Below are 24758 nucleotides of genomic sequence, written 5' to 3' on the forward strand. Positions count from 1 at the left end.
ATTATAACTGTTTTACACGTTAATTATTACACATGATTTTATGATTCGCAGGAAAGGGGAATTAATATATAATAATTATATATGTGCCCAAACACAAACAGAGCTTTCGACTTTAAACTTTGAACCCAATGAGAGTACCTTTTGAAAAATTAAGATCTGAATTTGAGCGGATACTGTTATCACTGGATTTTAACGCAGATAAAGCGGCGCAATGCGCTACTATTTTTGCGGAGAACAGCAGGGATGGGGTTTATACACATGGCTTAAACCGTTTCCCGGTTTTTGTACAGTTTGTAAAAGACGGATTAATTAAGGTTGAAGCCCAACCTATAAAGGAAAATGCCCTTGGCGCGCTTGAACAATGGAACGGTAACCTTGGGCCAGGTATGCTGAATGCGCAAATCTGTATGAGCCGTGCCATTGAATTGGCAAAGGAAAACGGGATAGGCTGCATAGCCCTTAAAAACACCAATCACTGGATGCGCGGCGGTACCTATGGCTGGCAAGCGGCCGATGCCGGGCTTATTGGTATTTGCTTTACAAACACCATTGCCAATTTGCCGCCCTGGGATGGTATTGATCCGCGATTGGGGAATAACCCGCTGGTTATTGCAGTGCCGAGAAAAGGGGGGCATGTGGTACTGGATATGGCTATTTCGCAGTATTCGGTGGGTAAGCTTCGGCAATATCAATCGAACAATGAGCAGCTGCCATTACCCGGCGGCTATGATGCTGCCGGTAATTTAAGTACCGATGCCACAACTATACTTGAATCAAAAAGATTGTTGCCTATTGGTTTTTGGAAAGGCTCGGGATTATCATTAGTGCTTGATCTGCTGGCAAGTGTGCTGAGCGGTGGCAGGTCAACCGCTGCTATAACACAAGAGGAGAAGGAGACAGGTGTGTCGCAGGTATTCATCTGCATAAAACCGCAGGATGATGCCTATGCCGAACATATTATTGAAGAAATAATCAGCTATACCAAAACCAGCAGACCAGAAAAGGAGGGTGGCTCAATTTCCTATCCGGGAGAAAATACTTTACGAACACGGGAGAAAAGTTTGAAAGATGGTGTTTTGGTGGATGAAAGGATTTGGAGGCAGGTGCTGGGGTTGTAAGGATATTTTCTTTTTACCATTGTCATCCTGAGCGATAGCGAATGGATCTTATACAATTGCTAAGTCGGCGAATTACATGGCGAAGAAGATCCATTCGCTATCGCTCAGGATGACAATTCTGATGGATTAGTATGGAGGCCTTAGCTCACGCTTCGACTACGCAGCATGACACCTCCTTTTTTCATCCGCACATTTGCATATCTGCACATCCTCACCCCATCATTCCCTCAAACTTCTCCCAAAAGCCATCTTTAGGCACCGGAGCAGTAATGAGTATAGGTTCCTTTTTTATAGGATGAATAAACTGTAACCGGCGGGCATGCAAACAGATGCTTTTACGCAAACTGCCACGCGGATAGCCGTATTTGTTATCACCAACAATGGGGCAGCCCAATGTGGATAGCTGTACCCGGATCTGGTGCGGGCGACCGGTTATAGGATCAACCTCAATTAAATAGTAGCCGTTGAGCTCGGCAACCTGTTTGTAGTTAAGTTCCGATCGCAAGCTGCCAACAACTTCACGGTCGTGGGCCTTGGTTACGTTTTTCTGCGGGTTTTTAATAAGCCAGTGTACCAGTGTACCTGTGGTTGGTTGTGGTTTGTTGCGCACCACGGCATAATAAGTTTTATGCATTTCGCGGGCCTTGAACATCTGGTTTATACGTTCCAAAGCCTTGCTGGTTTTGGCGAAGAGTATTACACCGCTTACCGGCCTGTCCAACCGGTGTACCACACCCAAAAACGCGCCATTGGGTTTACTGTATTTTTTGGCGATGTATTTTTTAACCTTATCCTCTAACGATTCATCCCCGGTATCATCAACCTGCACAATATCGCCCGCCCGCTTGTTTATGGCAATAAGGTGGTTATCCTCATACAGCACATCGCTGTCGGTTATATCGTAATTGGTATATTTAAATTCGGGTTTGGCCATTTTTTTAGTCAGAAAGTCAGTAAGTCGGGAGTTCCGTAAGTTAAATTGCTCCCCTTTAGGGGCTGGGGGCTAATACTGCTCCTTTTCGTTAGGGAATTCTTTTGCCTTTACATCGCTCACGTAATTCTTAATAGCACCGTTCATCACATCATATAATGAGGCGTACTGACGTAAAAAGCGTGGTTTAAAGCCCTTGTTAATACCCAGCATATCGTGTATTACCAAAACCTGGCCGTCGCAATGCTGGCCTGCGCCTATACCTATAGTAGGTATGCTCAGGCTTTCGCTTACTTCGTGTGCAAGTTTGGCAGGGATCTTCTCCAGCACTATACCAAAGCAGCCCAGTTCCTGTAGTTTCAGGGCATCTTCTTTTAGTTTCTTAGCTTCGGCCTCATGCTTTGCACGTACTGTATAAGTACCAAATTTATAGATGGATTGTGGTGTTAAGCCCAAATGCCCCATTACCGGGATACCCGCTGTTAAAATTCGACTTACTGATTCAGCAATTTCAACGCCGCCCTCAATTTTTACGGCATGCGCTCCGGCTTCCTTCATAATGCGTATTGCTGAACTCAAGGCTTCCTTGGAATTACCCTGGTACGAGCCAAATGGCAGATCAACCACCACTAACGCGCGCTTAACCGCCCGCACTACTGATGAAGCATGATAGATCATCTGATCGAGCGTGATAGGCAGCGTAGTCTCATGCCCGGCCATTACATTTGAGGCCGAATCGCCCACCAAAATTATATCCATACCTGCATCATCAACAATGGTTGCCATGGAGTAGTCATAAGCGGTAAGCATAGCTATTTTCTCGCCGCTGTTCTTCATCTCCTGCAAAGTATGGGTAGTTATCCGTTTAACTTCTTTATGTACCGACATGGTGTTTGTTATATGGGGTACAAAGGTAGTATTTTTGATTTCGGAATTCGGAATTTCGATTTCGGATTTATTTTTGATTTGTCATGCTGAGGAACGAAGTAGTAATTATTACATGAGTAGTTCTAACTACTCACTAATCAACTGCTCTCTAATCACTATTCTTTTGGGTGTTACCTGCGGCCCGGGCTGTTCAGGGCTGCGCTTCGCTCCGGCCCTCCTTCGTCGGGCTAAACCCTTACCATCCCTAACACTGAACTTCAACGCGCTCCGTTTTACCCCCTTCGTCTCCTTCGTCGACACCTCCCCCTAAGTTTGGGGGGGCTGGGTGGAGGAACGCGCTCCGTTTGACTCACCCCGACCAGCGCAGCGTAGTCGGGGTGAGTCAAACGGAGCGCGTTTATTACCATTACCCCCAGTTTTACGCTTTCATTACAAAAAAATCCGATTTAACTCCGGATTATATAATTGATCAGGCAATCCTTATCTTTACCTATGGCCTGGGCAGATCGCTTTAATAAATCATATTATCTTGAAACCAAAGTTCCGAAAGAAGAAATACTTAATGCTTTAAAACAAAAAATTGCTGAAGCCCGCCAAAATACAGGCTTCTTATCCTTATATAAATTTCCTGATTTCAAAGAAATTTCAATTAATGGTGACAGAATTTCGGTTTATGAAGTTTACAGGTTTGGAAGTTTTGTAGGTGGTTCAATTTTGATGGAACTTTCAAATAATGAAAAAAAAGGGTCTCAAATATTCGCAAAGTCAAAATTGCGAACTGATGCAATATTTTTACCGGCTATTTTGGGCTTGTTTGGTACACTGCTCGGCTTTACTTTATTAAAATGGCCGTCATTAACTTATAATTCCATAGTTGTTGACTGGTTTACAATTTCAGCTTTAAGTTTCATGGCTGTATTTTTTGTGATGTATGTCCCTCTTTCAATAGTTTTAACAAACAAAAGATTAAAAGATTACCTCACAAGTATTTTTTGGCAAATAGGTATAAACGAGAAATTTATAGAATTGCCTGCGCAATAATTAATTATTGTTTTCTACACTCTCATTACAAAAATCCCAAATCCCACTTCCAAAATCCGAAATAATCTTTTACCTTTGCGGCGTGAATCAAGAGGTTTCTTACTTCAATTCTGCAACCTGTTTTAAGGGAGCTTGTTACCAGGCTAACCAACCCAATAATCATTCTATTTTTTTCGCAAATGACTTACTTCACCAAATTACCGGCAGTATTATTACTGGCTGACGGAACTGTATTTTATGGCAAAGCTGCCGGAAAGATCGGTACTACTACCGGCGAGATCTGCTTTAATACCGGCATGACCGGTTATCAGGAGATATTTACTGACCCATCGTACTTCGGGCAGATAATGGTAGCCACCAACGCGCACATAGGCAACTATGGTATTGCTGATGCTGAGGTTGAATCGAGCCAGATACAGATTGCCGGGCTGGTTTGTAAGAATTATAATATTACCTACAGCCGCAAACAGGCTAACGAAAGCATACAGGATTATTTCCAGGAGCAAAACATTGTAGGTATTAGCGATATTGATACCCGCCAACTGGTGCGCCACATACGTGATAAAGGCGCCATGAACGCCATCATCTCATCTGAAATACTTGATTTGGAAGAATTGAAAGCTAAATTGGCTGAAGTACCTTCAATGGATGGCTTGGAATTATCATCGCAGGTATCAACTACCGAAACCTATACTTTTGGTGATGAAAGCGCCAAATACCGTGTAGCGGTGCTTGATCTGGGTGTAAAGAAAAACATCCTCCGCAATTTTGACGACCGTGATGTTTATGCAAAGGTTTATCCAGCAAAAACCACTTTCGAAGAAATGGAAAAGGATTTCGCGCCATCAGGGTATTTTATCTCGAACGGTCCCGGCGATCCATCTGCAATGCCTTACGCTATTGAAACTGTAAAGGAAATATTAGCTGCTGATAAACCAATGTTCGGGATCTGTTTAGGTCATCAGTTATTGGCTTTGGCTAATGACATCCCAACCAAAAAAATGTTTAATGGTCACCGCGGACTGAACCACCCGGTTAAAAATATTATTATCAACCATTGCGAAGTTACCTCGCAAAACCACGGTTTTGGTGTAGTACCTGAAGCTGTAAGGGCATCAGATAAAGTGGAGATCACCCACGTAAACCTGAATGATCAATCTATTGAAGGTATCAGGGTAAAGGATAAAAAAGCATTCTCGGTACAATATCACCCTGAATCATCACCCGGCCCGCATGATAGCAGGTATTTGTTTGATGATTTTATTAAGTTGATGAATTAAGAGATATCATACTAAAACGACAAAGGGCAGGATTTTATCCGGCCCTTTGTCGTTTTCTCTCCAACCGTCATTGCGAGGAACGAAGCAATCCCGACTGTACAGAGCAAACTTTGTAGGTTTAAATATCATGTGAAGCCGCTCATTGCCGCGGAGGCTAGTTCTTTTGTCTTGACACAAAAGAACCAAAAAGTCAAGACAACAAGGATGCTTCCACCCGCCCTGCCGGTTCTTTACGCTTTTTTCGCTGTTCGGCACCTTCGTGCCTCACATCACCCAAAAAGCTAAACCGGCATTCCCGCCTCTACGCTGGCCCGCCCTTGTTGTCAGAGGCCTACGCTCTTTTGATCCGTTTAATCTAGTTCTTTTCCCTTCCCCCGTCAGTAGAACAGCTTCGGGCGAAATCAGGTAAAACGATGGTGGCCTTGTGGGCGGCAGGGCATAGCAGATTTTTACAGAAGCGCAAAAGCCCAGAGCGTAGCGACAGCCGGGTAAAAATATAGCAGCTCAGGTTTTGCCTGATTTGCAGCGCAAAGGCCAGTGCGGCAAAGAAGCATTTCTAATGACTTGATTTTTTGCTACCTTTTGTATCAAGACAAAAGTAGTAGCCCTAGCGGCAATGAGCGATACCTCGCGACTCAACAAGCAGGTCTTAAAGCCAGTAAAAGGTATATTTATTTCCCCAAATAATACCCCGGTATCTTCAACCCCGGTTTCTCCACATCCCAAATAATACTTGAAACTTTCCAGCCGGCTTTAGTTTTAATAAGCTGAAAACTATTCACGCCTCGCTCAGCCAAACTATCCGGGTGATTAAGATAAGTTGCATAAGTACTGGTACGGCTGGCTATGTTACCAAATTGCTCTGTTTTGCCGAACAACTCTTTTTCGTAAAAATAATGTATGTGGCCTGTTTCAATAAATGTACGGTACAGGTAAATAAACTGGTTGATGTTGGTTACCTGTGCACTATCTGCTGTACGAAAATTGATCAACTGTGCCTGTGGAATAAAAGCTTCCTTGATCTCTGCATAACGGGGTAACTCTCCTGTATTAAAGCAGATGGAATGATATGCATTATCAACAGCCTTTTTAATAGCTGCCTCATCGGGTACTTTATATACTGCCGTTGAATCAACTTTTGGCTGAGTGCTTTTTGTATGACATGCCGATAAGGCGATTATGCAAAGAGAATATATAAGAAGTTTTTTCATGTTGTTTTAGATGATAATATGATAAAGATATATAATTCATCATAAACCAAGTCATGCTGAACTTGTTTCAGCACCTCACATGCCAGGTCGATTTTATGCTGATCACCTCACTTGCGGGATCCTGAAACAAGTTCAGGATGACGGTGAAATTTTGTTTTACCCCATTCGTCGGCATTTTACCGCCATTTACCGGGATTTTGGCCGGATTCCCCAAAAACCACTGGTTGTAGCGCTGTTCTGTGTGCATTTTTGATGTATCAAATCACTCACACAATGGAAAAGTTACTTACAATACACCTTATAAATTTGGCAATACATGCTATAGCACAGGCACATGCAGTTATTGCAACTTTAGGTCACCTGGTAAAATAAGCGCTGGTCCGTTACTTACGGACGAGTATCATATATATAGCCTCACCCCAACCCCCTCTCTAAAGGAGAGGGGCATAATAAGAGGGATTTAGGCAAGGCAGTAATATTTCTGTCATTCAAATCAAAAAATTATAATTATATCATTAATGTATCGCATTTTTGCGCCATGGCAAAACAACCCATTATTACCGTAAATAACCTGGTAAAAAATTACGGCGATTTTAATGCCGTAAAGGACATTAGCTTTGAGGTTTATGAGGGCGAGATCTTCGGTTTGCTTGGCCCTAACGGGGCGGGTAAAACCACTACTTTAGAGATCATTGAAACCCTGCGCGATAAAACATCCGGCCAGATCATAGTTGATGGCTTTGATGTTGATAAGGACCCCGACAATATTAAAAAACGCATCGGTGTACAACTGCAGGCCGCGGGATATTATCCAAACCTGAACCTTTCTGAACTGATCGAGTTGTTCTCGGGTCTGTACGGTATCAACAAAACGCCTATGGAAATGCTGGCAAAAGTGGCATTGACCGATAAGGCTAAAGCCAAGTACAAAGAACTTTCCGGCGGACAAAAACAACGTTTTTCTATCGCTACTACTTTAATAAACGACCCGCGTATTATATTTTTGGATGAACCTACCACAGGGCTCGATCCGCAGGCAAGGCGTAATTTATGGGACCTGATTCGCGAGATCCGCGACAGCGGGACTACCGTGGTTATTACTACCCATTACATGGATGAAGCCGAAATATTATGCGACCGCGTGGCTTTTGTTGATGGTGGCCGTATTATAGATATCGATACCCCCGATAATTTTATCGACAAGCTGGTAGCATCGGGCTTTGAACGTAAAAAAGAAGTAAAGCTAGCCAACCTGGAAGATGTTTTTATTAACCTGACAGGCAAGGAGTGGAGGGAAGGGTAAGCACAGCCCCCCGACCCCCTGAAGGGGGAGTGAGTTTGCAGTTGCCAATGAGCAGTTGCAGTCAATTATGACCCATGACAAATGACTGAAAAGGTCTGCAGTTGATACCAATGAACTAATGAACTAATGAACCAAAATAATAATTATAGTAATACAAAAGCAACCCTGGCCATTGCCAAAGCCAGTTTCAGATCAATTGTGCGCAGCCCGTCGTCGGTGGTGTTTACGCTGTTATTCCCGCTGATATTTATATTGGTGTTCGGCTTTATTGGCGGCAGCGCCGTTAGTGTTGATGTGGGTGTGGTAAAGGGTAGCGATACACAGAACCCGGTTTACCAGGCACTTGCAAAATCAAGCGTGATACACCTGATCAACGACCAACCTATCGACCAGATGAATAGCGACCTGGCTAAAGGGCATATTGATGCTATTATAAATATCAAAAAAAACCATGATGGCTGGACGATATACCCGCCATTATCGGTTGCAAAATCTAAGCCTGCATTTACTGTTGATGTGCAATACACCAAAGCCTCGGCAGAAAAGGACAACATCCTGAAATCGGTATTAAGCACTATCTTTTTCCGGATGAACCAATTAACCAGTAATGAACCACCTGCAATTGCTGAACTAAAGGAAACAACCGTATCCGGCCGCGAATACAAAACCATCGACTTTATCTTACCCGGTCAATTAGGCTTCTCATTATTAAGTACCGGTGTTTTTGGTACGGCATTCGTGTTCCTGAGTTTGCGTATCACATTGGTAATAAAACGCTTTTTTGCTACCCCGGTAAAAAGGTACAGCATAGTATTGGGCGAGGCATTGGCCCGTATCACCTTTGCTTTGATAGGTGCGCTATTTATTATACTGATAGGCCACTACGCTTTTGATTTTACGCTGATACATGGCATAAGCACGGTGCTGCAAATGCTGGTGCTCTCGTTCGTCGGGGTCGTCATTTTTATGGGCTTTGGCTTTGTGGTATCGGGTATAGCCAAAAATGAAAGCTCTGTACCGCCGATAGCTAATATTATCACCTTGCCGCAGTTCCTGCTGTCGGGTACATTTTTTAGTATCTCTGTTTTCCCAACGTGGCTGCAGCCGGTTTGTAATGCGCTGCCATTAACCTACCTTAATGATGCCATGCGCAAAATAGCTTTTGAAGGCGCAAGTTTGCTTGATGTTGGTCACCAGTTATTGATCCTGCTGATATGGGGTGTTATTGTTTACTCGGCTGCTGTTAAGTTGTTTAAGTGGGAGTAGGGGAACCAGAATTTACTGGATTTTTTTGATTTTCAGGATGTGGGCTATTTACTAAATGCTCCCGCGAGCTTGCAGCTCGTGGTGGCGCATTGTTACAGTTTGCAACTGTAAGCCAAAGCAGTATATTTAGTACTTACTTAATAGGGAGTACGCGACTCTACACCGGCAAAAGCACAGATAAAAATTCAATAAATAAATGGGAATTATAGAGGATAAAGGTATATTGTTTTATAATAATATTACTGACGGAAAAACATACAAAAGAGCATCCTCAACAGTAAATGATCCCAATATTAGCTTTATAAGCCGTTTTAAAAATCCTCAAATTTTGACTGAGATAGTCTATGATGTAATTCTGGCTATTAATGGAGATTTTAATTTAATCAAAGATCCTGATGTAAGTAATAATGAAGACATAGCATTTATTACACCTTTTGGAATAGATTTTTATGATAACAATGGAAAAAATGTTTTAGGAACATTATCGTTGTTGGAATTTAAAGAACTTGTAGAGGCTTGGAGAGATTTTTTGTTACAACCACCATTAAATGGGAGTACCGTTTTGTAATAATGCCTTTTGGCTTTTTTAACTACTTTATAAAAATAATTCTTTCTGCTGTGCCGTTGGTTTAGTCGCATCACTTACTCTCCACGTTAATTTAACGTTAAACTTTATTTATTTTCAGCATATTTTAATTTCATTTGTATATTTGAAAAGTAATAAAACATAGTGTACCTTTTACACTATGTATAATTTTAATCTAAATTATACAAAATGAGCTTAATAATTGATGTCCACGCCCGCCAGATATTAGATTCCCGCGGCAATCCTACTATCGAAGTAGATGTATTAACTGAAAACGGTGCCTTCGGCCGTGCTGCTGTTCCATCAGGAGCATCAACGGGTATTCACGAGGCTGTTGAATTGCGCGATAACGATAAATCTGTATACATGGGCAAGGGCGTACTTAAGGCCGTTGAAAATGTAAATGAAATAATAGCAAAGGAACTTCAGGGTGTTGATGTGTTCAATCAGAACCTGATCGACAGCATCATGATCGACCTTGATGGCACACCAAACAAAGGTAAATTAGGCGCTAACGCTATATTGGGTGTATCATTAGCAGTTGCTAAAGCTGCTGCTGAAGAAAGCCGTCAGCCTTTATACCGCTACATTGGTGGTGTTAACGCTAACACATTGCCGATCCCGATGATGAACATCGTTAACGGTGGTTCACACTCTGATGCGCCTATCGCGTTCCAGGAGTTTATGATCATGCCGGTTGGCGCTCCTTCATTTTCTGAAGCATTAAGGTGGGGTACTGAAGTGTTCCACAACCTGAAAAAAATATTACATGACCGCGGACTTTCAACAGCAGTAGGCGACGAAGGTGGTTTTGCTCCAACTTTTGATGGTACTGAAGATGGTGTTGAAACCATTTTGCAAGCTATTGCAAAAGCAGGTTACAAAGCCGGTGAAGATATTTTCATCGCATTTGATTGCGCTGCATCTGAGTTTTACAAAGATGGCAAATACGATTACACTAAATTTGAAGGCGAAAAAGGTGCTATCCGTACCAGCGCTGAACAAGCTGAATACCTTGCTGAATTAGTAGCGAAATATCCTATCATTTCTATCGAAGACGGTATGGCTGAAGATGACTGGGATGGCTGGAAAATTTTAACCGATAAATTGGGCGATAGAGTACAGTTAGTAGGTGATGATTTGTTTGTTACCAATGTAACCCGTTTACAACGTGGTATCGACGAAGATACTGCAAACTCAATACTTGTAAAAGTTAACCAGATAGGTTCATTAACTGAAACTATTAACGCGGTATCATTAGCACAAACTAACGGTTACACCTCAGTAATGAGCCACCGTTCGGGCGAAACTGAAGATTCAACCATCGCTGATTTAGCAGTAGCATTAAATTGCGGTCAGATTAAAACAGGTTCAGCTTCACGTTCAGACAGGATCGCTAAATACAACCAGTTATTACGTATCGAGGAAGAATTAGGCTCAAACGCAAAATTCATCGGTAAGAATTTTAAGTTTTACAAAAAGTAGTTAAAATAGTTGATTAGGTTGATTACGTGAGTGGTTGACTGAGTTAATTGAAAATATAAAGCCCCGGCATCGGGGCTTTTTTGTTGTCTGAACCATGATTTATAGGATTTGAGGATTGCCTTGATTTTATTGCCTGTCATCATGTAATCTTCTAATCAGGCAAATCATGGTCCAGACAAAAAGGGAATTTTAAAATCCGGCAATCATATTATATTTGCGCCCATGAAATCAAACAAGATCCTGAGAGGGGCCATCATATTATTCATACTTGCACTAAACATTGGCTGCGACCAGGTTTCAAAATCTATAGTACGCAAACACATGACCGAGTACCAGGTCATCGGCTTTATATCCAATCACGTAACGCTGGAAAAGGTGGAGAACACAGGCGCGTTTTTAAGTCTGGGTGATTCGCTGGGTGGTCCTGTTCGGTACATCGTACTGATGATATTGCCATTAATAGCTGTTGCATGGGGTTTATGGTACATCCTTACCAAACCCAACATGAGCAATTACAAGCTGGTGGGTATCATATTCATCATAGGCGGTGGCGTGGGTAATTTGTATGATCGTATAGTACATGGCTCGGTGACTGATTTTATGCATATTGATTTTGTGATCTTCCAAACAGGAGTATTCAACGTTGCCGATATGTCGATAATGGCGGGTATGGGCTTGATATTACTAGATGCTTATTTAACGGGGAAGAAGGAGAAGGAAGAGAATAAGGATGAGAGCGCGGTTGTAGAGGGGTAAATAAAAGTATTTTTTTTACCCTCTTTCCGCCGCAGGCGAAGAGAGGGTGGTCGGGCGAAGCGACGACCGGGTGAGTCGGCGGAGCGCGTCGAAGTTTCGCGTTAGTGATAGCAGCGGATACCAGCCTGGTGATTAAGGCCTGTGCAGTATGAGCGGATAGCACGGGCCGTAGGTAACGCCCAAAGTATCTGAACCAGAATTTACAGAATTACAGAATTATCGGAATTCTATAAATTCTCTAATTCAAGAAATTCGGGTTCAGGAATTATTGAAGATACAGAGAAGAAACAAACGCGCCCCGACAACTCACCCGGTCGTCGTTTCACTCGTCGACCCTCTCTCCGCTGCGCGCAAAGAGGGATACAGAATTAAAGCTTTCGCCTTTTACCTTTCAGCTTTCACCTCAATAAATTGTCATAAACCTTTCACCTTTAGCGTTTAAGCTATCACCTGCACCTACTTACCAAATAAAAGCGTATCTTTGCTGGCAATACCCGTTAGCTTACGGTTTTGATCACCGACAACTCTTCAGATCCGCTTATGCAATCGCGTTAGCACAATAGATAAAAACATTACATGTCATTCGAAAATTTAAATTTAATTGAGCCTATACTCAGGGCTTTAAAAACTGAGGGATATACTACACCCACGCCAATACAGGAGCAATCCATCCCTATTATATTACAGCATAAAGATTTGCTGGGCTGCGCGCAAACTGGTACCGGTAAAACGGCCGCTTTCGCTATTCCTATTTTACAGTTATTGTACCAGGACAGGCTGCAGCATAAAGAGCAAAAAACCATTAAGGCCCTTATTTTAACACCAACACGCGAGCTGGCTATACAAATTGCTGAAAGCTTTGCCGCTTATGGCAAACATACCGGCTTAAAGCATTTGGTTGTCTTCGGTGGTGTTTCACAAAATCCACAGGTTGATAGTTTACGCAGGGGCGTTGATATTTTAGTAGCAACACCGGGCCGTTTACTGGATCTGATGAACCAGAAATATGTTCACCTTGATCATATTAAAATGCTGGTACTGGATGAAGCCGACCGTATGCTGGATATGGGCTTTGTAAATGATGTTAAAAAGATCATTGCCAAAGTACCCGCAAAAAGGCAAACGCTGTTCTTTTCGGCTACTATGCCAAACGAGATACAGAACCTGGCCAATACCATTTTAACCAGGCCTGAAAAGGTTGAGGTTACACCGGTGTCATCAACTGCAGATACCATTCAGCAGGAGCTTTATTATGTAGATAAGGGCGATAAAAAAGCCTTACTTAACCATATATTAAAGGATAAGGAAATTAAAACCGCGCTGGTATTTACACGTACCAAACACGGTGCGGATAAGGTGGTTAAGGACCTTGTGAAGGTTGGCATTACTGCCGAGGCTATCCACGGTAATAAATCGCAAAATGCACGTCAGCGGGCTTTATCAAACTTTAAGAACCGTACAACAAGGGTATTAATAGCTACAGATATTGCTGCGCGCGGTATTGATATTGACGAGCTTACCCATGTTATAAACTACGAACTGCCCAACATACCTGAAACCTACGTACACAGGATTGGCCGTACAGGTCGCGCAGGTGCAAGTGGTATAGCGCTTTCTTTTTGTGATGCCGAAGAAATTGATTTTCTGAAAGATATTCATAAGCTGATAGCAAAACAGATACCTGTTAACGAGGCACATCCTTACCCGATGAGCCCGCAAAGCATGGTAGCTAAAGCCGAGGCAGCAGCCAAATCAGGCGGCGGTGGCCGTAGCGGCGCGCCAAAAAGAGGCCGTGGTTTTGGTAATAAAGACCGTGGTCGTGGTGGTAACAATAATAAGAGCAGTAGCAACAGCGGCAACATGAGCGGCGGAAGTCGTGGCGGTAATAGCCGTGGCGGAAGAAGAGATTAAATAAGAAATATATGTTTGATAACCCTCTTTGCCGCTTGCGGCAGAGAGGGTGGTCGGGCGAAGCAACGACCGGGTGAGTCAACGGAGCGCGTCGAAGCTTTGCGTTAGTGATAGGAGCGGATACCGGCCTTGTGCTTAATGCCTGTGTAGTATGAGCGGATAGCACGACCCGGAGGGAAACGCCCGCATTAGCGCTTCAATAACACACCCCTAACCCCTCTCAAGAGGGGAACTTGAAAAACCACACCCACTGTTAACAAGTTAATAATACCACTTGCAGCTACCGAACTTTTGCTTTAATTTTATTGTGAAATAGATATAGTGATATGAAACGCCTTTTATACCTTTTTAAAAATAAGTTTTTTTGGGTTACTGCGGCTTTTGTAGTGTGGATGATCTTTTTTGATAAGAACGACCTTTTTTCGCAATACCAATACCATCAGCAGCTTAGCAAGTTAAAACAGGAGCGCGATTTTTATATTAAACAAACAGACGCCGTTAGCAAGGACCTTGACGAACTTACCTCCAACCCGGCAAAACTCGAAAAATTTGCCCGCGAAAAATACCTCATGAAAAAAGATAATGAGGATGTTTTTGTGATAGTAAACGATAAAAGTAATTAATTTGAAGATTTGAGGATGTGCCGATTTGAAAATTTAAATCACACAAACCAATCATCAAATTTTCAAATCATTCATTCACTAATTCTTTCAAAGCATTTGTAGCTATCCATTTGGCGGCTTTGCTATTCTGCAATAATATCCGCCCTGCCGAAGCAATAGATGCTGCGCGTAATAACTCATTTCGTTTGCCAATTTGCCTTAATGCCCAGTTAACTGCTTTTTTAACAAAGTTGCGTTCATCCCAGGCTTCACGCTCAATAACGGGCAGCAGGGCAATAAATACGGTATCAGCAGCTGTTTTATTATGCACCGCATACTCGGCCATTAATACAAAACCGGCACGTTTAATATATTCTTCCTGATGGGTGGTATAAAACAATGCCTTTTCAATGGCAAATGGTGTGCGGTCGAACAGGTTACCGCAAACCTGGTCGCACAGGTCCCATGAGTAGAAATCGTTGGTCCAGCTGTCCATTTGGACAGGGGCAACCAGGGCCGGGTCATCAATCATTGAAGCCAGTATACGTGCCTCATGTATGCCGGTATCCCAAAGCTTCAGTGCTAGTTGATGATTCTTTTTTAATGATTTGGCTAACTTCCGTAACTGCGGGATGGGTACGCCCAACGCTTTTGAATTATCAACGCCAAAGCGTAGCATGCCTGCATGGTAGGTAGAGTTGGATTTTTGTTTAAGCTGATTGAGAATTTCGTCTACAGTCATATAAACTAAAATTAAATAAAAAAGCCGGGCATAACCCGGCTTGATAAATTTATTCCCCCTTTAGGAGGTTAGGGGGTTAAAGATTTCCCCTCAAGTCTTGTTCGCGTTCAATCGCCTCAAACAAAGCCTTAAAATTACCCGCGCCGAATGATTTTGCACCCTTGCGCTGAATGATCTCGAAGAACAAAGTAGGCCTGTCCTCAACCGGTTTGGTGAAGATCTGCAATAAATATCCTTCGTCATCACGGTCGACTAATATACCCAGGTCTTTTAGCGGTCCCAGGTCCTCATCAATGTGGCCAACGCGATCGGTAAGCTCATCATAGTAGGTAGTAGGCACGGTTAAAAACTCCACACCTCTGCTTTGCAATTCAGTAACTGTGTTCACAATATCATGCGTAGCTAAGGCCATGTGCTGTACGCCTTCGCCTTCATAAAATTCAAGGTATTCCTCTATCTGCGATTTCTTTTTACCCTCGGCCGGTTCATTTATCGGGAACTTTACATAACCGTTTCCGTTGCTCATAACCTTGCTCATCAGGGCTGAATACTCGGTTGAGATCATTTTATCATCAAAGGTCAGGATGTTTCTGAAACCCATGGTATCAGCATAAAAATCAACCCAATGGTTCATCTGGTGCCAGCCCACGTTACCTACGCAATGGTCAACGTATAATAAGCCGGTATCAGTTGGGTTATAAACTGTTTTATGTTCTTTATAGCCGGGTAAAAATAACCCTTTATAGTTTTTGCGTTCGATGAAAAGGTGCACCGTTTCGCCGTACAGTTTAATGCCGCTGGTACGTACCTCGCCAAACTCATCGTTTAAAGTTTGCGGTTGCTGATAAGGTTCAGCGCCGCGCTTGGTGGTTTGCTTAAAGGCATCATAGGCATCATTAACCCAAAGGGCCAGCACTTTTACGCCATCGCCATGTTTTTTAATATGCTCCGCAATGGGGTGATCAGAATGCAGCGGAGTAGTTAATACAATACGTATTTTGCCTTGTTGCAAAACGTATGAAGCCCTGTCGCGCACCCCTGTTTCTGGCCCTGCGTAAGCCAGGTCCTGAAAGCCAAAAGCGGTTTTATAGTAATGGGCAGCCTGTTTGGCATTACCCACATAAAATTCAACGTGATCAGTACCGTTCAGGGGTAAAAAATCAGTTGTATTTGTTGGTATATCTATTGTTTGTGTTTGCATTTTTTAATTAGTGAATGAGTGATTTAGTGAATGAGCGATTTTTTGATTTGAAGATTGGTTTTCATCTTCAAATCAATTACTCCGCCCAACTCTTATAATAATTCCCGTCCTCAATCCTTATGGCCTCATCCGTCAGCATTAGCGGGCGGAAAGGGTCTATCATTACAGCCAGTTCATCGGTTGATTCCTTACCTATCGACCGCTCAACAGCGCCGGGTGCCGGGCCATGAGGTATGCCGCCCGGGTGCAGGGTGATCTGCCCTTTTACCACATGCTTTCTGCTCATAAAATCACCATCCACATAATACAGCACCTCATCGCTATCCACATTGCTGTGGTTATATGGCGCGGGGATCGATAGTGGATGATAATCGAACTTGCGCGGTACAAATGAGCAGATCACAAAGTTGTTTCCCTCAAATGTTTGGTGTACTGGTGGCGGTTGGTGTAAGCGGCCTGTTATCGGTTCAAAATCATGTATGGATAGCGCCCATGGGTAATGGAAACCATCCCAGCCGATAAAATCAAATGGATGTGTGCCATAGATATATGGATAGATAAGCCCCTGCTTTTTTATCAGGATCTTGAAATCGCCTTTTTCATCATGCGTTTGCAGATCGGTTGGGCGTTTAATGTCGCGCTCGCAATAGGGCGAGTGTTCCATTAGTTGTCCGTAAGCATTCTGATAGCGCTTAGGCGGGCGGATAGGGCTGAAGCTCTCCACAATGAACAGCCTGTTATCAGCCGTATCAAACTCCATCTGGTAAATGGTGCCGCGTGGTATCACCAGGTAATCGCCATACACAAATTTGATGTTGCCGAAACCAGTCTTTAGCGTGCCTGATCCCTGGTGAATGAACACCACTTCATCGGCCTGACTGTTCTTATAAAAATAATCAGTCATGGAAGTACGCGGGGCAGCCAGCGAAATATGGAGGTCGTTGTTTACCAAAACCGGCTTGCGACTCTTGAGATAATCATCCTCGGGCTGCACATTGAAGCCTATTAGGCTGGTATGCTTCAGGTGCTTTTCGCGGGCGATTTTGGGTTCAACGCTGTATGGCTCACCCAATTCCTTTACAATTGTTGGCGGGTAAGCATGATAAACAAGCGAATAGAGACTCGAAAAACCTTCGGTTGATACCAGTTCTTCGGCGTACAAACTACCATCGGGCTTACGAAATTGTGTATGCCGCTTTGGCGGAATTTTTCCTAATGTATGATAAATGGGCATGGCCTATAATTGGTTTATATTGTTCAGAACGTTTAAACGCTGAAAGGCAGAAGAGTTGAGATTATAGTCAACTAAAAACCATCAGCATTTAAAATATAAAACGATTGAGAAGCGGGAATAGTTTTAAGATAATTGGCTGAATTTAAATAGCTTTCGTGCTTTTTATCTTAAAATAAAAAGTGTAATTAGTATTGCGCCAATACTATTTTACTGAGCATAGCATCCCTGAAAGAAGAAGCATCACTCATTGAAGTGAGGCCAAGGGAGAAAAGAAAATGCCTTTGTATGCTCATGGTTAATTATACGAATTTAGGGAATTAATATTATACTTAGGTTAATTTGTTGATTAAGTTAAGTGGTGAGTGGTTGATGGGGTTGGGTTTAGTTGTAGCGGTATAAAAGGGTTAGGTAGATTTAGTTTATTTAAGTTGGAGGGCGTTTGAATTATGAGTGGTTAAAGATAGTTTAACTAATCACTGATTAATTACTCTCTACTCATTAAACTTGGGCGTTGCCTGCGGCCCGGGCTGTACGCTCATACGCCTGCAGGCTTTATGCACAGGCCGGTATCCGCTGCCATCCCTAACGCGGAACTTCGACGCGCTCCGTTGACTCACCCCGACTACGCTTCGCTGGTCGACCCTCTCTACCGCAAGCGGCAAAGAGGATTAAGGATAGAGCTTTATATTAATTTATTCAACTCACTTAACACATTCCAACCCAATCAACTTAATCCAACTAATCAACCACTCACCCGATCAACCAAATAAACTTAATCAACCACTCATCACCCATCAACCAAAAACATTAGCTTTGAGTTACCAACCAATTGAAACATGAAATTAGTATCCTACAAAACCGAAGACCGGGAGCATCTGGGCATCTACATAAACGGGCATATCTATAATTTAAATTCGTGTGATAAGTTGCTCCCTGATAGCATGAACGAGTTTTTGTGGGGAGGCGATGAGCTGATGGACCGGGCCAAAAAAGTAAATGCCGATATTAAGTCGGGCAAACTGGAGGCCAAGGAAGAATTGTTTTATGAGTTGATAGCGCCTGTTCCGCACCCAAGTTCATGCCGTGATGCTTACGCTTTCAGGCAGCATGTGGAGGCTGGCAGGCGCAACCGTGGCGCGGCTATGATACCTGAGTTTGACCAATACCCGGTGTTTTATTTTACCAACCATAATGCCATACAAGGCGCTGGTGAAATTGAGTGCATGCCAGATCATTTTGATAAGCTTGATTTTGAGCTGGAGGTTGCCATCGTAATAAATAAAAAAGGCAGAAACATTAAAGCAGCTGAGGCGGATAATTACATAGCCGGTTACATGATCATGAATGACATGAGCGCCCGCACCTTGCAAATGGAAGAAATGCTGTTGAACCTCGGCCCTGCAAAGGGTAAGGACTTTTCAACGGTGATTGGTCCGTGGCTGGTAACGCCGGATGAGTTGGATGCTTATAAAACTGCGCCAAAACCCGGTCATACAGGTAATGCTTACGACTTGAAAATGGTTTGCCATATAAACGGGAAACAAGTATCGGCAGGCACTATGGCTGATATGGAGTGGACCTTCGCCGAGATCATTGAACGCTGTGCCTATGGCTGCGATATCCTGCCGGGTGATGTAATAGGCTCAGGCACAGTTGGCACAGGTTGTTTTTTAGAACTTAATGGTACCGGTTTACGCAATGATCCTAACTATAAAGCCCAGTGGCTGCAGCCTAATGATCTGGTAGAAATGGAGGTAACGGGGTTGGGGATGCTGGGGAATGTTATTAAGAAAGCGGAAAGTAGTTTTTCCCTGTTTGCATTGAAGAAATAATCCCCTCGTTTTACTAGCTTCAGTTTGCAAAGAAGCCTTAAGATGACGATGTTTTCGGCGGGTACTGAATGATCTTTCAGTTTGCAACTGGGATGCTTGTTACCTATCGCCTGTAGCCGCTCATAGCCGCTAAGGCCTATTTCTTTTGTCTTGATACAAAAGGTAGCAAAACCCGACCGGAGGGAGCTCATGAATACCATTAAAAAACAAATAATAGATGAATAAATCAAGACAAAAAGATCCTTCCGCCCACAGGCAAAACACCCAGGCCCGCGCTTTTTGTCGGGCCTTTACCCGCTTTTGATCACGGTTCATTTAAGCTTTTTTAAGCCCTCTCCTTTGGAGAGGGTTGGGTGAGGATCTTCCGTCAGTAGAACAGCTTCGGGCGAAATCAGGCAAAACAATGGTGGCCTTGTGCGTGGCAGGGCATAGCAGATTTTTACAGAAGCGTAAAGGCGGGTGTGTAGCGACAGCAGGGTAAAAATATAGCAGCCCAGGTTTTGCCTGATTTGCAGGAAAGAGGCCTGTGCGGCAAAGAAGCCTAATCTACTGACTTGATTTTTTTGGTTACTTTTTGTATCAAGACAAAAAGTGACGTCTTAGCGACAAGCGATTCGAAGCGACAAGGATACGACATGCAATCCCGCTCTGTATAGCATAGGGATTGCTTCGTTCCTCGCAATTGTAAGGGTTTAGTAATTCGGTAACAGAATTAGGTATTATTTTTTGTTGTTTAGGGAGGCCATATCGATAGGTTTTTTGCCGTTGATGCCTTGATGTGGACGTTCCCAGTTGTAGTAGACGAGATACTTTAAGAGTTCGTCTTCCAATTCTTCTAGACTGTCAAAGTCTGTATCTTCAATCAGGTCTTCTTTAAGCGTTCGCCAGAAGCGTTCCACCTTGCCGTTGGTTTGTGGCCGGTAAGGCTGCATATAACGGCGCTTAATGCCTGTTTCCATCAGCATTCTTTCGAAGGGATGGTTGCGTTTTTGCAAACTGGTGGAAGTACCGAACTCCGGGCCATTATCAGCAATGACCTCCTCGAACTGGATACCGAACTCCCGCTTAAGTGCCTGCATGCAATGCAGGGCAGTAAACATAGTGGTAAGCGCGGTGATGTCCGGCATCACCTGTGCCCAGGCCAGGCGGGAATAATCGTCCAATACGCAAATCAGGTAAAGCTTCCTGCTTTGTCCCCTGATCACGCTTTTACTCAGGTGATGACAGTCAATATGTCCTAACTGGCCCATACGTTCTTTGATGATCTTTCGCTTTACTTCTTTATCTGCGACGGTTAAACGGTTCTTATTGTGCCGCTTCAGGATGTTGTATACGCCTGAAGGCGATGGCGTAAAGTTATTAGCTTTTTGCTTAAACTGGTCGGCTATCTCGAACTTATTGCAGCCCCTCAACCGAAGGTCAAGTACTTGCTGCTCATCTTCAGGAGCGGGGCGTCGTGTACTGTACTTTGGCCCTCGTTTGGCAGGCAGCAGATCCTGTTCATTACCTGATTGTTTAAAACGGTTATAATACAGTAAAAAACTCCTTGGATCGGTATCATGGGCCGCATAAAACTCTTTGGCAAACCTGTAGTTCAGATGTTCACCCCGTTTAACCTGCTCATATTCGCTGATCAGAAAACGGTACTTATTCAGATAATTCCGTTTTAATGTGAGGTCATTATTAATGTTGCGCATAACTTTCTTAGCTTATTTGTTTAAAGCTAATTCTGTTACCGAATTATCTGACCTTTACAGCAATGACGCACGGGGAAAATACCCGAAATCGAACATCCGCAAATCCCAAATCACTTTATATCCCCAACACCTGCTTCAACTTTACATACCCCGTTTTACTTACCGGTATTTTAGCGCCGGATTTCAGGATGGCGAGGTGACTGTCCTTTTCATAAGGATCGATACGGGTTATTTGCTGTATGGCAACCATATAGGAGCGGTGCACACGCACAAAATAGCGCGGGTCGAGAGTTTGCTCAAAGAAATTCATGGTTTTGTTTTTGAGGTAGGAACCTTCCTGGGTAAAGACGCTTACATAATCATCATCAGCCTGCAGGTATATCACATCCGATACGGGGATGATCTTTACCTTGGTGCCTGTTTTTACCACAATACGCTCATGCTGGGCCGGCGACTGGGAAACAGCTTCCAGCAGTTCTTCGGTCTGTTTGGCGGGTTTTACGCTTGGCGACTGTGCCAGATATTTTTCAACGGCCTTATTAAAACGATCCTTGCTGAATGGCTTTAACAGGTAATCAACAGCGTGTGCCTCAAATGCTTTTATGGCATACTCATCAAAGGCGGTGGTGAATATTACTGATGGCTGGTTCTCCACCAGCTCCAGCATTTCAAAGCCGTTTATCTTGGGCATTTGCACATCAAGAAAGATCAGGTCGGGTTGGTACTGATGGATAGCTTTCAGGCCTTCAAAGCCGTCATTACATTCCTGCATAACCTCTATCTGGTCGTTAAAGGCTTGTAAATACTCCAATACAACCATTCTTGCCAATGGCTCGTCGTCAATAACTAAGGCGCGTTTCATAGCTGCGGAATTTTTATAATGGTTGTAAATATATTATCATTTTGGTGGGTTTCCATCAGATCGTTGCGGGCAAAAAGCAAATAAAGCCTGCGTTGTACGCCGCGTAATCCAAAACCGGTGCCCTTAGGGCGTGATGTTTGCGGGTCGTAAGGGTTTTGTACCATTATCACCAGGTTATTACCCTCAATTTCGCCACGGATGCTTACGGTTACTTTTTCGGTGGTATCATACAAGCCGAATTTAATGGCATTCTCCACAATTGGCTGTAATAACATGGATGGTAGTAAGCCTTCGCCGCAATGTTTATCGCAGCTGATCTCGGTATCCAAACGGTGACCGAACCGCACTTTCTCAATATCTAAATAGAGATTTAAATGCTGTAGCTCATCATTCAACGGCACTAACAGCTGGTCGTCTTTTTTTAAAGTGCCACGTAAAAAGTCGGATAACTGGTGTATCATTTTGCGGGCTTCATCAGGCTTAAAACCTATCAGCGCGTTAATGGAGTTAAGGCTGTTGAATAAAAAGTGCGGCTGCAATTGCTGGCGCAGATTATACAGCTCCGCATCGCGGGCCAGTTTTTCGGCTTCTGATTTACGTTTTTCAGTTTGCTTATGATCCTGTTGGGAGTACCATAGCATACTGATCATAGCCATCCAGCCTATCGCCAAAAAATCGGTAAAAAAACGGATGGTTAATGATTGCGACAAAAAGTGAATATAAACTGTGCTGATACTTAGGTAGGGGATTATCCACCTGCAGCCTGCGGTACAAATGCCGGCCAGTGCCAGGCACCACATTAATAAGTTTATGTAGCTGCCCTTACCCGGCTGGTAGTAGCGCAGGTTGTTGTTGATGAGCCAGCAGGCGGCCGCTAATAATATGGAACTTACAATACCATCAGTTAAGGCTATATACCATATAAAACCAAAATCATGCACTATATAGGCAACCAGGGCAGTCCATGCCAGGCCGCAGGCTATCAGTAAGCCGTATAGTCGTGATGATGATATTGATAATAAAGCCAAAACTTACAGTATAGTTGGTTAATTAATTTTTCATTCCTAAAAGGGCCGATTTATGGTGTGCCCATGCTATGTACAGATCGGCATCGTGTGTTTCATGTATGTTATAATACAGTTCGGTGCCATCTTTAAGTTCGCCAAGCTGGTTAAGTTCGGCTACATCAATAAACTGCCATTGTACGGTTTGCTTATTGTTGTTTAAAAAGCTATCCTGATTTGCGTGGCCTATATGGCTGGCTTTTTCAAAGGCTATATGTTCGCTATCGGCATTTATGAGCCTTAATTGTTCATCAAATTGCGCATGATGGTTACCATCGCCGCTGATCACCCTGAAAACTAATTTTGCTACGTACCAATTCATAATCAAACTAATTTTAATCTTAATTAATAGCTGCGTACATCTACGCCGGCAAAAATTGAAACTCCTTTTAGTACCAGTACCTTGCTGCCATCTGCTCCGGCTGATTTGATGCGTTTATCATCAACGCTGCCAAACACGGCTGCCATATCTGATACTACCTGCCAGTTTGATGGCACAATGATCTTGGTACCGCCAAATATCTGGGTAATATCAATTACTACGCGGCCCTGTATATCGGCCTGGGTAAAATCAAGTTCGGCACCGCCAAAAATGTTCACTATTTCGCCGCCCTTAAAGTTTTTTGAGAGGATGGTTTTGTTAACACCGCCAAAAACTGATACGGTATCTAAATAATCATCGCCCTTTAAAAATGCACTTTTATAGCTGCCGGTAGGCGGGATATTTGTTGAGCCTGTACTTGTATTAGCGCTCGATCCGGTTCCTGCGGGATCCTGTGGTGCATCAACCGGGGTAACCGGGGTAATTACAGGTTCGAAAGGGTTATCACTGCGGTACTGGTGTTTGTTCCATTTATCTTCCCATTTCCGGCTCCATTTATCCTGGTCGCCGGGATGGCTGCGCCTAACTATGAGCCATATGCCGAATACGATGATGGCAAGCGGCCATATTGCGGCATGCACATTGTAATCGGGCAGGGCATCATCCAGTAAGAAAACACAGCCTATAAGCAGCATAATGAGCCAGGAGGAATTACGGAAATTGCTTCTGGCGCCTACAAATAATCCCCATATGATAAGCCACATGGGCCACCTGAACAACCAGTGCGGGAAGAAGAAGAAGTCGAGTTGCTGGAACAGGAAAATGATACCTATCCCCAGCAAAATAAGTCCGGCAAATACTTTGCCTTTACCGGGCTCTTTTGGATATTCTATATTGTCACTCATGATATTTCTTTATTAAATGTTGTTAATGTTGCCTGTAGTGCTGTCATTGCGTTTTTCCCAATGAGCGCCGTTCCAGCGTTGGTCGTGCCTCATGATCTGGTGTACGCCAAAAGCTATCAGCAACAATGGCCAAATGGTGCCTGCACCTAAAGCCGGTATAATATTAGGCAATAAAAATATAACACCAAGCATAACGTAAATAATCCAGTTGGTTTTTTTGAAATTATGTTTGGCGCCCACATATAAGCCGAAGATAATTAATATTAACGGCCAGCTAAAAAGCCAGTGCGGGAATAAAAAGAAACCTATATGTTTAAACAATAGGGCAAGGCCTATTACCAGGAAAATCATACCTGTTGTGGTCTTAGCGTTATGTGCTGGTTGTGGATTGTTTATTTGATTTTCCATGATCTTTCTAATTTTAAATCTTAACCAAATGTACAGCGCATAACAGGGCCACCCTATGCAATATTGGTAGTATGAATAAAGATGTCGGTGAGTTGGGAAAAATAGTCGGTGAA

Annotated in this window: 24 protein-coding genes; 11 read left to right on the forward strand and 13 right to left on the reverse strand. The window is 43.3% G+C overall.

Annotated features, from left to right (window positions below; all coding sequences use genetic code 11):
* Positions 1 to 128: 128 nt before the first annotated feature.
* Positions 129 to 1118 (forward strand): 3-dehydro-L-gulonate 2-dehydrogenase, encoded by a 990-nt coding sequence (gene yiaK, locus BLU33_RS04040; protein WP_091369597.1) that lies wholly within the window; start codon positions 129 to 131, stop codon positions 1116 to 1118.
* A 211-nt stretch (positions 1119 to 1329) separates the two neighbouring features.
* Here the strand turns inward: yiaK and BLU33_RS04045 are convergent, their stop codons facing one another.
* The gene (locus BLU33_RS04045; protein ID WP_091369598.1) at positions 1330 to 2052 is read right to left on the reverse strand and encodes an RluA family pseudouridine synthase; all 723 of its coding nucleotides are present in this window, start codon (positions 2050 to 2052) and stop codon (positions 1330 to 1332) included.
* Between the two features lie 69 nt (positions 2053 to 2121).
* Positions 2122 to 2937, reverse strand: a complete 816-nt coding sequence (gene panB, locus BLU33_RS04050; protein ID WP_091369600.1) for a 3-methyl-2-oxobutanoate hydroxymethyltransferase — start codon at positions 2935 to 2937, stop codon at positions 2122 to 2124.
* A gap of 492 nt (positions 2938 to 3429) precedes the next feature.
* On the opposite strand from panB, the gene BLU33_RS04055 reads away from it, so the two are divergent.
* Both BLU33_RS04055 and carA read left to right on the forward strand, forming a co-directional pair.
* On the forward strand, positions 3430 to 3978 hold the full coding sequence (locus BLU33_RS04055; protein WP_091369602.1) for a hypothetical protein: 549 nt from the start codon (positions 3430 to 3432) through the stop codon (positions 3976 to 3978).
* A 179-nt stretch (positions 3979 to 4157) separates the two neighbouring features.
* The gene (gene carA / locus BLU33_RS04060) at positions 4158 to 5258 is read left to right on the forward strand and encodes a glutamine-hydrolyzing carbamoyl-phosphate synthase small subunit (protein ID WP_091369603.1); all 1101 of its coding nucleotides are present in this window, start codon (positions 4158 to 4160) and stop codon (positions 5256 to 5258) included.
* Between the two features lie 671 nt (positions 5259 to 5929).
* Here the strand turns inward: carA and BLU33_RS04065 are convergent.
* Together BLU33_RS04065 and BLU33_RS04070 are read right to left on the reverse strand one after the other, a co-directional pair.
* On the reverse strand, positions 5930 to 6469 hold the full coding sequence (locus BLU33_RS04065) for a hypothetical protein (protein WP_091369605.1): 540 nt from the start codon (positions 6467 to 6469) through the stop codon (positions 5930 to 5932).
* Between the two features lie 67 nt (positions 6470 to 6536).
* Entirely contained in the window at positions 6537 to 6716 is a 180-nt protein-coding gene (locus BLU33_RS04070) for a hypothetical protein (protein ID WP_091369608.1), read from the reverse strand.
* Between the two features lie 291 nt (positions 6717 to 7007).
* On the opposite strand from BLU33_RS04070, the gene BLU33_RS04075 reads away from it, so the two are divergent.
* From BLU33_RS04075 to BLU33_RS04105, 7 genes are all read left to right on the forward strand, one after another.
* A complete protein-coding gene (locus BLU33_RS04075; RefSeq protein WP_091369610.1) occupies positions 7008 to 7772 on the forward strand; it encodes an ABC transporter ATP-binding protein in 765 nt (254 codons plus the stop codon).
* Positions 7773 to 7898: 126 nt separating this feature from the next.
* On the forward strand, positions 7899 to 9038 hold the full coding sequence (locus tag BLU33_RS04080) for an ABC transporter permease (RefSeq protein ID WP_091369611.1): 1140 nt from the start codon (positions 7899 to 7901) through the stop codon (positions 9036 to 9038).
* 196 nt (positions 9039 to 9234) lie between these two features.
* Entirely contained in the window at positions 9235 to 9606 is a 372-nt protein-coding gene (locus BLU33_RS04085; RefSeq protein WP_091369613.1) for a hypothetical protein, read from the forward strand.
* Between the two features lie 207 nt (positions 9607 to 9813).
* Complete coding sequence (gene eno, locus BLU33_RS04090; protein ID WP_091369614.1) at positions 9814 to 11109, forward strand: phosphopyruvate hydratase; 1296 nt, start codon at positions 9814 to 9816, stop codon at positions 11107 to 11109.
* A 222-nt stretch (positions 11110 to 11331) separates the two neighbouring features.
* Positions 11332 to 11865, forward strand: a complete 534-nt coding sequence (lspA, locus tag BLU33_RS04095) for a signal peptidase II (RefSeq protein WP_091369616.1) — start codon at positions 11332 to 11334, stop codon at positions 11863 to 11865.
* A gap of 576 nt (positions 11866 to 12441) precedes the next feature.
* Positions 12442 to 13776 (forward strand): DEAD/DEAH box helicase, encoded by a 1335-nt coding sequence (locus tag BLU33_RS04100; RefSeq protein ID WP_091369618.1) that lies wholly within the window; start codon positions 12442 to 12444, stop codon positions 13774 to 13776.
* 326 nt (positions 13777 to 14102) lie between these two features.
* A complete protein-coding gene (locus tag BLU33_RS04105) occupies positions 14103 to 14399 on the forward strand; it encodes an FtsB family cell division protein (protein WP_091369620.1) in 297 nt (98 codons plus the stop codon).
* 67 nt (positions 14400 to 14466) lie between these two features.
* Here BLU33_RS04105 and BLU33_RS04110 read toward each other — a convergent pair whose 3' ends face one another.
* The 3 genes from BLU33_RS04110 to BLU33_RS04120 form a co-directional block, all read right to left on the reverse strand.
* Positions 14467 to 15120 (reverse strand): DNA alkylation repair protein, encoded by a 654-nt coding sequence (locus BLU33_RS04110; protein WP_091369622.1) that lies wholly within the window; start codon positions 15118 to 15120, stop codon positions 14467 to 14469.
* 76 nt (positions 15121 to 15196) lie between these two features.
* Positions 15197 to 16321: a 4-hydroxyphenylpyruvate dioxygenase gene (gene hppD / locus BLU33_RS04115; RefSeq protein ID WP_091369624.1), complete on the reverse strand. Its 1125-nt coding sequence runs from the start codon at positions 16319 to 16321 to the stop codon at positions 15197 to 15199.
* A gap of 76 nt (positions 16322 to 16397) precedes the next feature.
* Positions 16398 to 17555: a homogentisate 1,2-dioxygenase gene (locus BLU33_RS04120; protein WP_091369626.1), complete on the reverse strand. Its 1158-nt coding sequence runs from the start codon at positions 17553 to 17555 to the stop codon at positions 16398 to 16400.
* 836 nt (positions 17556 to 18391) lie between these two features.
* Here BLU33_RS04120 and BLU33_RS04125 point away from each other — a divergent pair.
* Positions 18392 to 19387: a fumarylacetoacetate hydrolase family protein gene (locus BLU33_RS04125; protein ID WP_091369629.1), complete on the forward strand. Its 996-nt coding sequence runs from the start codon at positions 18392 to 18394 to the stop codon at positions 19385 to 19387.
* A gap of 719 nt (positions 19388 to 20106) precedes the next feature.
* On the opposite strand, the gene BLU33_RS04130 is transcribed toward BLU33_RS04125, so the two are convergent.
* The 6 genes from BLU33_RS04130 to BLU33_RS04155 form a co-directional block, all read right to left on the reverse strand.
* Positions 20107 to 21084 (reverse strand): integrase core domain-containing protein, encoded by a 978-nt coding sequence (locus BLU33_RS04130; protein ID WP_091369631.1) that lies wholly within the window; start codon positions 21082 to 21084, stop codon positions 20107 to 20109.
* A gap of 115 nt (positions 21085 to 21199) precedes the next feature.
* A complete protein-coding gene (locus BLU33_RS04135; RefSeq protein WP_091369634.1) occupies positions 21200 to 21946 on the reverse strand; it encodes a LytR/AlgR family response regulator transcription factor in 747 nt (248 codons plus the stop codon).
* Positions 21943 to 22974: a sensor histidine kinase gene (locus BLU33_RS04140; RefSeq protein ID WP_232009390.1), complete on the reverse strand. Its 1032-nt coding sequence runs from the start codon at positions 22972 to 22974 to the stop codon at positions 21943 to 21945. Before BLU33_RS04140 ends, BLU33_RS04135 begins: the two co-directional genes overlap by 4 nt.
* 22 nt (positions 22975 to 22996) lie before the next feature.
* Positions 22997 to 23332, reverse strand: a complete 336-nt coding sequence (locus BLU33_RS04145; protein ID WP_091369637.1) for a DUF4288 domain-containing protein — start codon at positions 23330 to 23332, stop codon at positions 22997 to 22999.
* 23 nt (positions 23333 to 23355) lie between these two features.
* Complete coding sequence (locus tag BLU33_RS04150) at positions 23356 to 24237, reverse strand: LiaF transmembrane domain-containing protein (RefSeq protein ID WP_091369639.1); 882 nt, start codon at positions 24235 to 24237, stop codon at positions 23356 to 23358.
* 12 nt (positions 24238 to 24249) lie between these two features.
* Positions 24250 to 24645 (reverse strand): LiaF transmembrane domain-containing protein, encoded by a 396-nt coding sequence (locus BLU33_RS04155; protein WP_091369642.1) that lies wholly within the window; start codon positions 24643 to 24645, stop codon positions 24250 to 24252.
* Between the last annotated feature and the right edge of the window lie 113 nt (positions 24646 to 24758).

This window comes from Mucilaginibacter mallensis (assembly GCF_900105165.1).
GTDB lineage: Bacteria > Bacteroidota > Bacteroidia > Sphingobacteriales > Sphingobacteriaceae > Mucilaginibacter > Mucilaginibacter mallensis.